We start from the raw sequence: 13,667 nt of genomic DNA on the forward strand, positions 1-13,667 counted from the left end.
CCATGCAGAAGATTTCCCGCATCCATCTAGGCAACTGTGGCTACCGCACCGCATGGTACGAAGGGATGACCTTTGAGCTAACCGACCCCGACAGCGGCCAACCCATCGACACGCTCATCAACCTGGAGAATGGCGGCGGCAAGACCACGCTCATCGGGCTTGTGTTCTCGTGCTTCGAGACAGCTCAAGAAAGGTTTCTCAAGCACATTCAGAGCAAGCACAACACGTTCTCCCAGTACTTCACTCACGATGGCGCGCCTGGTTTCGTCATCGTCGAATGGCTCATGCCCTCCAGAACGGCAGGAGGCAAGCCCTACCGTCTGGTGACCGGTCAGGCGGTCGCGGTAAGGTCGCACACCGAGCCGCCGGAAGTCGACCGCATGTTCTTCTCATTCGAGGAGCACGCCGACCTTGGCCTGGTGGACATCCCCGCCCCTGGTCTGGCGCAACCCACGCCGTCGTCCATGCAGGAGTTTTCTCGCTGGCTACACGCGCAGCAGAAAAAGTACCCGGGTGACGTTTTCATCTGCCACAACCGCCAAGCGGAATGGCAGCGGCATCTGAAAGACGAGCGTCTCATTGACCTGGACATGCTGCGTATGCAGGTCAACTTCTCGGCCCAGGAAGGCGGTTTCGACACGGGCTTCCTCGACTTCAAGACGGAAGGCGAGTTTCTGCGCAAGTTCCTGCACCTGACCAGCGACACAACGAAGGCCGACGAGGCGCGCAAGCTGGTAGTTGCGGTATGCGAGAAGCATCGCCGCAAGCCTCAGTTCCAGAAGCGTCGTGACGAGCTGACCAAGTTCCGAGCGTCGCTGAACGCTTTCGCCGAGGCTGCGCATCTGTACCTTGAGACGCTTGCCGCGCAGCGCTCGATGCTGATTCGGGGCGCGCAGATGGTCCTGGCTCTGCAGGCCCGGGCCGTCTCCTTGTGCCTTGACCACGACCGCGAAGTGGAGTTTGAGCGGACCCAGCGAGGACTGGCCTCGGTTGCACTCGGGGACTCAACGTCGTGCATAAGGGAGCAGGCGACGCTCGCCTGGGCCTGGCACCAGAAGCGCAGCGCACTGGCGAAGGCGCGCAAGGAGGCGGCCGATGGCCAGGTGAAGCACCTGGAGCGGGACGAACGGTTCATTCGAGCCGCGCGGCTGCAAAAGGATATCGTCGGCGTCGACGAAGAGCTTAAGGAACTTGACGCGCTGGCCGAAGCCGAGCGCTCGAATCTCGAACCGACGAAGGATCACGTCGAGATTCAAGGGGCGCTGCTGCGCCGAGCGCTGTTCAACGAAGAGCAGCGACTGAAGGTAGCGCTCCAGGTGCTCGATGAGCGAGCTACCGCGCGGGAGGAAGAACGAACGGCCCTTCGCAAGCAACGAACTCAAGCCGAAGCTGACGAGCTCTGCCAGGTAGGGGAGCGTTCGAAGCTTCAAGCGGCCGAGGAGTCCTACACGCGACGTAGGCAAGCGCTCGAAGTGGATAGGACCTTTCTCGAACCCGACGAGACAACCGCGAAGGCGCTTGAACGACTGAATATCGAAGCTGCAACCGCGGCTTCCGAGCGCGACCTGCATCGAGCATCGCAGCAACGCTGCGCCAGGGAGGCGCGAGAGCATCGACAGGCCGCCGCGGCGGAGAACGTCCGCGCAGCCGGGTTGGCCAGCAAGGCACGGGCACTCGGCGAGTTCATCGCACGGGGGGAAGCCGAGATCGAGCGCCTGGCACAGTTACCTGCTCTTCTGAATGCCGTCGAATCCGACCGCGTCGACCCGTTGTCCGCAGCCTTGCCCGCCCGGCTGCGCGAGGTCGTCTCGGAGTCGGCAAGACAAACGTCTCTGGGAGACGTTCGCCTAGCGGAGCTGCGCGCCACCAAGCAGGCTATTGATGAGACCGGGGTTGCAGGCTACAGCATCGACGTTGCACTCGTCGTCGAGACACTTTTACAGGCAGGCGTACGCTCCGCCAAAGCCTATAACGAGTACATCTCACGCGCCCTGCCGGATGCGTCCGAGGCGCGGGCGCTCGTCGCCGGCGACCCCGCCCGCTTCCTCGGCGTCTCCGTGGCGTCCACGGAACTTGATAAGGCCAAGGCCGTCTCCTGGGAGGCGCGCCGGCCTACGCGTCCTGTGGTGGTATCAGCGGCGACCCTTGAGCCCGCAGAGCAACTGGCGCAGCGTGTGGTGGTCCCGGCTGCGGATGATTCGGCCTTTAACGTCGAGGCTGCCGCCAAGCTGGGCCTGAACCTCGAACTCCGCGTCGCCGACGAAGATAAACGGCGGTCCGCGTATCGGGAGCGCCACGACCAAACGCTGAAGGCAGTTCACGAACTGGATACCTATGTGAAGGAATTCGGTGACGGAAAACTCGGACAGGCGCGAGCCGACAAGGTAGCGCTCGAGGAAGACGTTGCCACGGCGACAGCACGCGCGGAGTCCCTCGAATCGCTGGGGCTGGAGCTGGATGAGGCGGCTCAAGGGTTGGATCTGCGAGTCCAGGCAGCCGAAGCGAGACGCCAGGCTGCACTGCTGTCTTCCGCAGCGGTCGGCACGTTTCATAGCGAACACGAAGCCGGCCACGCGGAGCGCGTCCGTCGACTGGCGGACTTAGCGCAAGGTATCACCACGGCACAGGAGAGAAAGTCCGCAGCCGACGAGGGCCTTGAGAGGCTGCAGGGCGAGCACGACCACGGCCAGGGCTTGCGTGTGAGCACTGACCATGAACTCAAGCTCGCGGGCGAAGAGCGAGCGAGCGTTGCCCACTACGACAGGGACTATCCAGCTCACGAACAGCTGCTGCAGAACCCACGGCCGTTGGACACGCTGCGTCGCATCTACCGCGATGCAGAAGCGGCCTACCTGGCCGAGGAAAAGGAACGATTGGGACTCCTGGCGCACAAGCTGGACGATGCGCGCAAACGCCGGGGGGACAAAGCCAGGGAGTTCACCCGTGAGTTCAAGGGTGTTCAAATGGCGGACCTCCGGCCTTTCCTGGACGTGGACCATGAAGAAGCGCTGGCGAGCATCGCAACTGCGCTAGAGGAGGCCAAACCAGAGCAGGTGAACGCCGCTTCGAATCTGCAGGTCGTGAACGGCGAATCGAAGAAGTGGTTCGATTTGAACAAAACGAACCTCGGCCCCGCTATACCCGCTCACGAGGCTTTGGACCTGGATGCCCTAGCCGCGCTCATGGCGGAAGCGGAGAACCGCGTGACCGCGGCGCTGGAACGGATGCGTGCGGCCAACGAAGCCGCGAACCAGGCGGCGGAACGCGCCAGTCGGAAGCACGCGGCAGCGGAGGCCGACGGAAAGCTTGAGGCGCTCCTGCGCAGCAGCATGGGATTCGAAGACAAGCCCGACCCAATTCTCATCGCAGCGGAAATCGGCGCCCAGGTGGGAATGGCCCTTGAGGTGCCGGACCCCAACAGCCTGGTTCTCGAAGCCGACGCTAGCAACCGGGTCAACGCGCTGTTAAAGGACTATACGGGGAAGAACCAAAGCGTCGGCAAACTGCAGAGCAAGGCCCGCACTGCCTTCGACCTCGTCAAGGCAACGGCGTCGGAGCCGTCGTTCAGCGAGGTCGACCCCGATGTCGCGCAGCAGATGGTCGCCAACGAGTTCGGTGCCGCGTGTACGGACGCAAAGCGGCTCCTCGAACATCTGGACGACCGCATCGCGACGACCGAGGCAACGCTGCGGTCGATGCAAGCTGACTTCGATACCTGCGTCGAGGAGGTGCTCGCCGTCGTCCGCTCAGCCATTACGACGCTCAATCGCGCGACGAGCAAGGACAAGTCAGTGCCGGTGGGCGCCCCATACGTCGGCGGCAAGCAAGTTCTGAAGATGCGAGCAAACTTCGGCTCGGTGCCAGTCGAGACGCGACGCCAGACTCTTAGCGTCTACCTCGACACGTTGGTTGATACAAACGTGTTTCCTCCACGCGGCACAGACCTCATCGCCGACGCTGTGGCGCGCGTTTATGGGCGTCCGCTGGGACTGCAAGTCCTGAAAATGTCCATCGAAGAGACAGAACAGTACGTACCGGTTGAGCGGGTCTCGAACTCCGGCGGCGAAGGCGTCGTCATGGCGATGTTCCTGTACCTGGTCATCAATCAGTTGCGCGCCGAGAACCATGCGCAGGTACATCGCATCGCCGGTGGGCCGCTGATCCTCGACAACCCGTTCGCGAAGGCCACCAGCCCCAGCATGTGGCGCGCCCAACGGTTGCTGGCCGAGGCCATGAACGTCCAGTTGATATTCGCCACGGCGCTTCAGGACTTCAACGCGCTCGGCGAGTTCCAGCGGTTCATCCGCCTGCGCCGCGCCGGACAGAACAGCAAAACGAGACGCTGGCACCTCGAGTTCGCGAACCTGAAGCTCAACAACGTACCCGAGGAGTTGGTTTGAGCGAGTTCCTTGAAGCGCTGCTGTCATCGCCGCGCAAGCGTGTCCCACTCGACGAGCTGCGCCGGCACTACTTCTCGCTGTACCCAGACGTCCAGAACAGCCCGGAGCGTGGTGTGCTGCTGCTGAGGGCGCTGAAGGAGCTGGAAGCTGACGGCGCCATCTCGCTGCCGGCTACCGGAAGTTGGGAACAGACCGGCTCGCCCGCTCTTCCACTTTGGGTCACGTTGAAGAGCTCACCTCACTCCAAGGCTTCTGTGAACCATGCCGACGTGACCTGGGCGCCGCAGCTGGGGTTCTGGCCGGAGTTAAGGCCATCGCAGTTGTCAGCGCTACGGCCCATCAATGACTTCCTGCTCCGACGCCGAGGGCATTTCTCCCCGGTTCCAATCAAGGAGCGCTCCTTGGAAATCTTCGGCGACGAGAAGCGGCTCGACAACATGTGCGCCGGGGACTTCCTTTTTAGCGGGCGGCTTCCACTCTCCGTCATCGGTTGCTTCCGGGTGCCCCAGCCGCTACCGTATCGCAAGATTGACACGCCGGGCAAGCCCGTACTCGTTGTCGAAAACCACAACACGTATTGGAGCTTCGCGGAATGGAACGAGACCACGCGACGATACACGGCGGTCATCTATGGCGGGGGCGAAAATTTCAGGCTTACCGGGCGAGCGTTGCGCCAAGCGATGCATGAAACAGAAGCTTCTTCAGCGGAGTACTTCGGCGACCTGGACCCGAAGGGCTTGGCAATTCCCTTGGATTTCAACCGTTCCATCGAGCCAGGCGATCCGACCGTTTCTGCGGCGCTCCCGTTGTACCGCTGGTTGCTTGCGAACGGGGTGCGGCGTGAAAAGCCCGAATGTGCAACCTATGTAGCAGGACTGGCGGCTGCCTGGCTCGGCGCCGAACTGGCTGCAGAACTAGAAGCAGTGTGGTCTGCGGGGATGTGGCTGCCTCAGGAGGCGCTGGGCACCGAGCAACTCCATGCTGGGGCCATTGGCGTCAAGGTTTCATCCACCGGCGGCTTGGACGGCCAGGAGTAAAAGCGCATGGCTTTAACACATGCAGGACGGCACGAGCGACGTTGTCGCTCGCCTGCGATCGGATCGATGCTTGCCTCAAACTCATCATGGCGATCACGCAAACCTGTCCGCATTTTTGTGGGCGAGTCGGTTCAATAAACAACCGCTGTATATCGTCTAACCTGGTCGAACTTCAACGTCGAGGGCTTTGGTCTCTGCAGGCCGGCGTTCGCCCTACGAAGCAGCCGGCGCCGCGCTGTATAAGCTGATTTTTCCAGCTGATCTCCGTCGCTGCCACAGCTCCGCCACGCCTCACCGCGCAACCGCTACGAGGAGCCGGCAACGTCGACCAACACCTGGTCCTGCGATGAACCAGGCAGCGCAATCATTGCGGAGCCTCGCGTGGGTCTTTTCACTGTCTTCACGGGTCCGAATGGAGTGCTTCGACTACAGCCAGAAAACGCGGTGGTGTCGAAACTCCATTGTCTCGGTCCTGCTTTGCCTAGGCGGATAGCCGTTCAAGGCGCGTTCAGGAAATTCACTACAGCCTGGTTCAACGGGCCTGCGCATTCCTCCGGCAACCAATGGCCGCAATCGGGAAGCACTTTGCCGGTGACATGGTCCGCATAGCGGCTGACCGTCTGGTTCTCGTATTCGCCCATTCCACCGTTTCCGCCGCCGCCAATCGCCAGCATCGGAATCTCTATTTTCTGCCTGGAGAGCTGCTTGTTATCGAGTACGTCCTGATTCAGCACGCGGAAGTACTCGAACGCGGCATGCAAACTCTGCGGTTTCGCATATGACTTGCCGTACAGGTCCAGAAGCTGCGGCGTGAACACCGCCTTGTTGGCGGCATGCACCTTGACGAAGTACTCCAGGAAAAAGCGTTCCTTGCCGGTGATCAGCGTTTCCGCAAGCTGGCCATCGGCATCAAAGAAACTGAAGTGCCAGACCGGCGATTCACCTTTGGACGTAAAGGCGGGGAAACGATAGATGCTGTCATCGGGAATTGGAGCCTCCATGTAGACGGCACGCCGAATGTTGTCCTGATGCCGAACCAGCATGGGATACGTATTCCAGATGCCGATGTCGTGCGCCACCAGATCGAACTTCCGGCCACCGCTGAATTTCTCCGCCAATTGATAAAGCAACGGAGCAACGTCGGTGGCGCGATACGAGGCCGGAACGCCGGACTGCCCCAAGCCCGGCAAATCGACCGCCACCACGGTATGGTCCTTCGCAAGCACCGGCATCAACTGATGCCACTCGTACCACGACTGGCCGAAACCATGCACCAGATACACCAGTGGCCCGCTGCCGCCTTTGACGTAGTGCAGGCGAACGCCATCGACCGTCTGATAGTCGCTGGCAAATCCCGCCGGAACGGGGAATTCGTCCGCAGCGAACGTCGGCGCCGAGAGCAAAGCCGCCGCCGAGAAGACAACGGTTGAAAATAATTTCTTTAACACGAGATGTTTCTCCAGTTGCGTGATGAAAACGGGTTCGGGACCTACAAAACAGCAACGATCTTCGCGAACGATGACTTCCGGCATACCGATGCCTTTGCGCAAGCGCATCGGGGAACGACTTGTCGAAGAATGGACGGCATCCCCCGCCGGCCGTCGCCTGGCGATGGTTGGCGAGGGAAAATCTTCGATGGGTAATTGCGGACTGCCGCCATGTTTGCTGGACACGTAGCAAACGGACACGCCAGGCGCAGATCGCCGTCTACACGTCGAAGCGTTCGATCTCGCGCCCCCCCCCGGCAATCCGGGGCAGCACTGGAATCGCGGGCGCATCGTTTGACGGACTGGATCAGACAGCATGTGCCGTCACCGTGGAACGAAGCGTAAGAGCGGTCGTCTTGCGGCGGTAGCCCTGCGAGGGAACCCACGGTGTTGTCCCTGCGACAACAGTCAATGGCAGAAGGACGGATGCTCTTCGTGGTCGACAAGAGCCTGTGGGAAGGGACCGCACCCGAATCGCGCCGTCGTGGAACTGCGCGACCCGCCGGACGGATCGGTTTCAACGCGAAGCTGCTGTGCGTCGAACACCGATGTGTCAAGGACGATGGCTTCGAAGCCGCCTTGCCGGATCTCATCAAGGACGAGTATTGCCCGAAGTCAGTCGGACCGGAATCTGGGATGCTCAAAGGCTCGATCACGACCGCTGTTTCGGGTCACGGCTCGGTGGGAGCAGGCGCTGGCGTCGGTTACCGCTGGTAAGTAATTGGCTGTGTCCCGCTGCTGGGAAAGAAGTGCGACAGCAGCGGGAGAAGCGGCGGGAGAATGACATCACCGCCGGAAGGAACCCGTCACAAGCTATGCTGTGCAGCCGCCGCAGGCGTTCTGCAGGTGACGCCAACCTGGTCCGTACTGAGCCGTTCAACGTCACTTTGCCAGGTCTTTGCGAAGCGGTAGCAGCTCGTATCTGACGGGCCTTGCGCCTACCATTCGTTCCTGAGCTATCGCCGGTGCTGTAGCACACAAAAACCCGTCATGGCATCTCAGCCGACTGTTCGCAGTCCCCGGCCCGCGGGACCATCCGGCGATAACCGGCCAGGAGCGGTCGTCGACTCCCGCTTTCATCCGGACGGTCGAACGTCGGCTGCGCGCGGACACCGGCCCTTCAGGCGCGAACTATCTCAGCTGCAACTATTCTGAGCCGATAACTGCGCTGATTACGGGCATGGCCGCCGTCGATTGCAAGCTGCTACAGCGATGGATAGCCAACCGCTGCTATCGTGCCACCACGCGGTTGCGGCCAGCGTGCTTGGCCTGATAGAGTCGCTCGTCGGCGACTCGCAAAAGAGTGTCGATGGTGTCGCCGTCGCGGCCGAACTCGGAGATGCCAACACTGACGGTAACGGCGACGGCCCGCCCCGTTCCAGTATGGAACTCCTCGGTAGCCACGGCACCCCGGACGCGCTCCGCGATCGAACGTGCCACGTCTAGCGCGGCTCTGGGCAGCAGCACCATAAACTCTTCGCCACCGACACGCGCCACGCCGTCATAGGGGCGAATGGCCTTCAGGCATTTCTGCACGAATCGCTGCAACACCTCGTCCCCCACCTGATGGCCGTAGTTGTCGTTGATCAATTTGAAGTGGTCGAGATCCAGCGCCAGCAGTGAGAACGGCGCACCGCCTCGCCTGGCTCGTGCGATTTCCGCCTCTACCTGTTGAATAAACTCGCGCCGGTTCGCGGCACCCGTCAGCGGATCGGTCGCGGCGAGTTGCTCGAGCTTGTGATTGGTGCGTTGGAGCTCCTGCAGCGCGTTTTCCGTGCGTGCCATCGCCTCGGCGAGGCGAGCCATCAGTTCTTCCTGGGTGTAGATCGTCGAAAAGGCCCGCGTTGTGCGAAACGCCTGAACGACGCCGTAACTCAGCAGGAAAAATCCGGCGGCGAAGATCGCGTGCGCGAGCCACCACATGTGATTCCAGGGCTTGCCGAGAATGAACGCGAGCGACGCAAGCGCGAAGGAGGTGATCGAGATGCCATAGATCACCATTAGCGGCGAGCGAATGCGACGCAGCATCAGCGCCATGACGTTCAGTGTAGAGAAGACGAGCGCCCCGCCCTCCATCGAGAGCCGCACGGCGAGGCTGCCCGCAATGGGCGAGGTCGCAATGAGTCCGACGAGCAGGTCGATCAGGACGAACACGGCGACCCACGCCAGCCACGGGCGCGGCTTTGAACGCCGCTCGACCGCGTCCGGCGGGCGGTGGTACGAGAGAAGCCCGATCAGCAGCAGCACCGACATCACCAGGCGCGATGCCGGTCCGTAGAGCAGGAATAGCCAGATATGATGGTGAGCCATGCCGGTGAACGCGCCGTGTAGCGCATAGACCAGCACGAAGCCCAGAAAGCCTAACGTCAGCCACCGCAACAGTGGTTCACCCGACGACAGATAACAACGCCATGTCACATAGGTGACAAACAGCCCCTCGAGGGTCGCCGCTGCGATCGCGATTTCGTGGAACGCGTGGCTTTCGAACTTCAGGCCCGGGTCTTGAAAGAACGCCAGATAAGCGATCAGGAAGGCCGGAACGAGCGCAAAACCAATGACGAGCAAACCCGAGTAGACCTTGGTCACGGTCCCGATGATGCGGGGCGGCTCTTCGAATGAGAAAGTCGTACTCATGTGCCCGTCTCCGGCAATATTGCTGTGGTTTTTCGCGTCGCCGAGCGATTGACGCGTGAACGGCCGCGCCGGACACGGCACCATGCGGTCGTACAGAGACACGCACACCGCGCAGCGGATTACCCTCAGGCAATTGCAAGTATATGCGTCAGGTTACATCTGACAAGACGTCCAATGATGCAACCCGATAATCCGGATTTTGATGGCTCGCCTATAGCAAGACGACAAGGAGTATGGCGGCAGTTGCCAGCGAGGAGCCGTTCGAAGCGCATCGCTGACCGTCTCTTTATGGCCGGCGCCCGGGTGATGGTCGCCAGCCGCCATGGCTTGCGCGACCTGCTTTCAACGCATCGCGTCCTGAGCAACTCTCCATGCGCCGTGCATGGAGGTCTCTGTTGTTGCGATGCGGTGAGCGATGACGACCCAGTTGGTGCGATGGGTGTGTCGACGCGGGCTCACCGCTGCGCATGGCGATAGTCCTCGAAGGACGTCAATTCACTCCCACTCGATTGTCAACCTAATGGCCGGACCCTTGTGCGGACGGAATTCGCACCGGCTCTGGTGACGTCGATACCGTCAGCGATACCGGAAATTGTGCCCGGCAGTTGACGGTTGTGGTCGGAACGCACCGGAGGATCAACGCCCGCTTTGTTTGAAAATCGCGGACACTCACCGTCTCTTCACGATTTGTAGGCGCGATACCGTCGCTGATACCGTCAGTCTCTTTCGAACGCGCTCCTCGATACCATCACACTACAGCAGACGAGGGGATGAAGTCAGGAAAGTGGCTGGACAGACAACCGATCGCATACGCCTACACAAGCGAAGCGCGCAGACCCGGATCGGGAAGTCGGGCAGTACGCATCAGGGATGAACCCGAAGGACCGCGACTTGGCACGAGGCGCAGGATGCAGTCCACAAGCACGACGGCGGTACGCCGGGACGCTCGAGTTCAGAATTTTCGGGAAAGACGACTTTCGACGTGTAGTGACCGTTGTCGGCTGGCTGTTGGGCTACTGTGGTGTTGCCCTTTTCTCTCGCCGCTCATACTCGCCACATCAACCAACCGATGGAGGCACGCACGAACACTACCGAACAGTCTCAGCAAGCTCGCCTGTTGACTCCCAACGAACTGGCGCTCCTGATCGAGGTATTTCGGGAGATGCGTCAGTGGTCACAAGAGCAATTGGCCGCCATCTCGGGGCTCAATGTCCGCACGATCCAGCGAGCCGAAAAAGGTGAGCCCGCCAGTCTCGATACGCGCCGTGCGCTCGCCCGTGCCTTTGAATTTGAGGACATCGACGCCCTGAGTGAACCGTTCATGATTCCAACGGAAGATGACCTCAAGGCAGCCAAGGAAAAGTTCGATCGAGATCACATCACACTGACGGCGACCCCAATGACCACAGGAAAACAACTGGCCAAACTCGCCGAGTCCTGCACGATGGATTTGTCCGAGCCAGCTTTCGCGCTGACACGCGAAGCGGATGAAGCCTTCGCAACGCTCGTCGATTATTTTCGTGACTATCGGGATTGTGCCGACGCCTACATGGAAATGCAGAAGTTCGAGATGTACGTTGGTAAAGCATCAGGACTGGTTTGGAGTCGCAGGGCTGGCACTGCAGGCGATGGTGTCGCCAGCCACCGCCTCACAGGTGCTGACCGAGCTGGAGCGCCTCGACTGGCTGGTGGCACGCGGGCAAGGCCCGAGCAAAGAACGCCATCTTCGCGAGCCGGCGGCCTTGCTGAACGCGTGGGCCAAGCAGCTCGCAACCATCCGTCCGCCGGCCCCGCGTCGTTGCTACGTGCCGGGCACGAAAGCAGGCACGCTGGCGGCCCGGATCGGTCAGATCTTCGACGCGCACGACGTCCAGTACGAGGTCAGCTACGAAGCCGCCGCGCAGCGCTACGCGCCATTCCTTTCCAACATCTCCCAGGTGCGCGCGCGTGCTGATCGACGCGAACGCCGATGCCGCTATCGGCGACCTGGACGCACGTGTCGTCAACGAAGGCGCTAACTTAGGTATCGTAGAAGCCAAGTCTCCGGGTGAACTGTTGTTTCGCGAGCAGATGGATGGCCTATGTCTGGCTAGCCCCATTCAGATCTATCTCGATCTGCTGCGCGGCGAAGGCCGCTCCAAGAAATGGCCGAGCACTTCCGCAAAGAAAGGATCGGCTTCTGATGGCCAAGCCCACGGCCGGAGCAAACCCAAACGGAGAGCTTTCCCGTCCGGTTCATGACACTTCGCGCATCCGGAACCTGATGATAAGACTCCGCGGGAGTCCCATCGTCAATGAACCGTCTGGCAACTGCCGGACATTCGGCTGGATATACAGCCGCCAGATCTATTGGCGGATACGATTCCGCGCTGTCCCGACGATAGAGCCGTTCGTGCAGCGCCCTCTGTATCTCGCTGAGGCATCGCACAACGATTTGCGGCCAACAAGACGTCGCAACCGTCCGACTTACCATCTCAGCAACCTGCGCTTCATCTGTCACGTCGCAAGCCACTGCCAGCGACTGGTGTGCTGGAACTCTCAGCGAATCCACAGCGTGATTCAGGGCATCCGCATTGACATCGGCAAGCGTCACGGACGCCCCCGCCTGCGCAAATGCCCCTGCCCGTCGCCAGCCCCAACAGTCACTCTGCTGCTATAGCACGTGTCGCAGGACAGATGATCTGCAATCCACTGCGCGGCTCCGTTGCAAATCGCAAGTGACACAAATAGCAAAGTAGAAATTATTCCTTCTGGTTAAGTGTTCTCCCTAATAGCATCGGGTTCCTTAATAACCACCTGACTTCAATAAAAAGGGAATCCAATGAAGCGTGTTGTTCTGGCCAGCGCCGCAAGTCTCGTCGCTGCATCGCCCGCATTCGTGCATGCGCAGAGTGCCGTGACGTTGTATGGACTCGTCGATGCGGGCATCACCTATACCAACAACCAGAAAGGCGCGAGCAATATCCAGCAGACGAGCGGCAAGCTGAGCGGCAGCCGCTGGGGCTTGCGTGGCGTCGAAGATCTCGGCGACGGACTGAAGACGGTCTTTACGCTCGAAAGCGGCTTTCGACCCAACGACGGCACGTCGGCACAAGGCGGCCGCCTGTTCGGCCGGCAGGCGTTCGTGGGCGTGCAGAAGACGGGCATCGGCACGGTGACGCTCGGCCGGCAATACGAGCCCGTGACGGATCTCGTCTCGCAGTATGCGGGCTCCGGCTTCTGGTCGCCGTCCACGCACATCGGCGATAACGACAATCTGAACCAGACGTTCCGCGTGAACAACGCCGTCAAGTTTCGCAGCGACACGATCGCCGGACTGACCGTCGACGGCCTCTATGCGTTCAGCAATCAGGCCAACAGCGGCAATGGAACGGGCTTCGGCAACAACCGCGCTTGGGGCGTGTCCGCGAACTACGTGAACGGAGCGTTCTCGATCGGCGGCGGCTATAACGTGCTGAATCATCCGAACGCGACATCGAACACGAGCGGCGCGATCGGCGGCACGTCGACGACATCGGGCGACGACTACAGCGGCGCGTTCTTCTATGGCCTGAACGGCGGGGTCGTGCGTCAGCAGATTGCCGCGGCGGGCACGAACTACTCGATCGGCGCGGCGACGCTCGGCTTCGCCTGGAGCCACACGCAGCTTGACTATAGCGACGGCTCGTCGCGCAAGTTCAACAACTACGACCTGAATGCGCGCTATCTGTTCACGTCCGCGCTGACGCTGATCGGCGTGTACGCGTACACCGACGGACGCGCGACCAATCTGCCCGGCACCAATGGCGCGAACCTGAAGCCGCGCTGGCATCAGTTCACGCTCGGCGTCGATTATGCGTTGTCCAAGCGCACCGAACTGTATCTGTCGGCGGCCTATCAGCTTGCGGCGGGCGATGCGTCGACGCGCGTCGGCTCGGGTTATCAAAAGATTGCCGCGATTGCCGATGCCGGCACGGCTTCATCGACGAACCGTCAGGTCGCTGTATTTTCGGGTCTGCGGGTGAAGTTCTAATAGAAAGTGCCACCCGCGACGATCTATTGATCGTGGCGGGTGATTTGCAGCTTGTCGCATGACGCCGCGAAGGCATCGTGCGGCCACTCGATATCAG

Annotated in this window: 8 protein-coding genes and 1 pseudogene; 6 read left to right on the forward strand and 3 right to left on the reverse strand. The window is 61.1% G+C overall.

The annotated features are described in order from the left end of the window. Positions 1-2: 2 nt before the first annotated feature. Positions 3-4,400, forward strand: coding sequence for a hypothetical protein (locus ACOCG7_RS22270; RefSeq protein WP_244744958.1), 4,398 nt, complete (start codon positions 3-5; stop codon positions 4,398-4,400). Beyond that, positions 4,397-5,437 carry a Wadjet anti-phage system protein JetD domain-containing protein gene (locus tag ACOCG7_RS22275; RefSeq protein WP_083083841.1) on the forward strand — a complete coding sequence of 347 codons (1,041 nt, stop codon included), beginning with the start codon at positions 4,397-4,399 and terminating at the stop codon, positions 5,435-5,437. The genes ACOCG7_RS22270 and ACOCG7_RS22275 overlap by 4 nt, the downstream gene beginning before the upstream one ends. A 497-nt stretch (positions 5,438-5,934) precedes the next feature. Here ACOCG7_RS22275 and ACOCG7_RS22280 read toward each other — a convergent pair whose 3' ends face one another. Then, positions 5,935-7,110: an alpha/beta fold hydrolase gene (locus ACOCG7_RS22280; RefSeq protein WP_280519513.1), complete on the reverse strand. Its 1,176-nt coding sequence runs from the start codon at positions 7,108-7,110 to the stop codon at positions 5,935-5,937. Between the two features lie 240 nt (positions 7,111-7,350). On the opposite strand from ACOCG7_RS22280, the gene ACOCG7_RS22285 reads away from it, so the two are divergent. Further along, positions 7,351-7,641: a hypothetical protein gene (locus tag ACOCG7_RS22285; RefSeq protein ID WP_083083842.1), complete on the forward strand. Its 291-nt coding sequence runs from the start codon at positions 7,351-7,353 to the stop codon at positions 7,639-7,641. Between the two features lie 513 nt (positions 7,642-8,154). On the opposite strand, the gene ACOCG7_RS22290 is transcribed toward ACOCG7_RS22285, so the two are convergent. Then, complete coding sequence (locus tag ACOCG7_RS22290) at positions 8,155-9,558, reverse strand: GGDEF domain-containing protein (RefSeq protein ID WP_083084313.1); 1,404 nt, start codon at positions 9,556-9,558, stop codon at positions 8,155-8,157. Between the two features lie 1,069 nt (positions 9,559-10,627). Between ACOCG7_RS22290 and ACOCG7_RS22295 the strand changes: the two genes are divergently transcribed. Both ACOCG7_RS22295 and ACOCG7_RS22300 read left to right on the forward strand, forming a co-directional pair. After that, a complete protein-coding gene (locus tag ACOCG7_RS22295; RefSeq protein WP_143326632.1) occupies positions 10,628-11,512 on the forward strand; it encodes a helix-turn-helix domain-containing protein in 885 nt (294 codons plus the stop codon). Continuing rightward, complete coding sequence (locus ACOCG7_RS22300) at positions 11,506-11,799, forward strand: hypothetical protein (RefSeq protein ID WP_223217540.1); 294 nt, start codon at positions 11,506-11,508, stop codon at positions 11,797-11,799. Before ACOCG7_RS22295 ends, ACOCG7_RS22300 begins: the two co-directional genes overlap by 7 nt. Positions 11,800-11,995: 196 nt before the next feature. On the opposite strand, the pseudogene ACOCG7_RS22305 reads toward ACOCG7_RS22300, so the two are convergent. After that, positions 11,996-12,181: pseudogene (locus ACOCG7_RS22305) on the reverse strand (SDR family oxidoreductase); the annotation flags it as partial. Positions 12,182-12,379: 198 nt separating this feature from the next. On the opposite strand from ACOCG7_RS22305, the gene ACOCG7_RS22310 reads away from it, so the two are divergent. Further along, positions 12,380-13,570, forward strand: coding sequence for a porin (locus ACOCG7_RS22310; RefSeq protein ID WP_083083564.1), 1,191 nt, complete (start codon positions 12,380-12,382; stop codon positions 13,568-13,570). Positions 13,571-13,667 lie beyond the last annotated feature (97 nt).

It is taken from the genome of Paraburkholderia sp. DD10, from assembly GCF_049177125.1.
GTDB lineage: Bacteria > Pseudomonadota > Gammaproteobacteria > Burkholderiales > Burkholderiaceae > Paraburkholderia > Paraburkholderia terricola.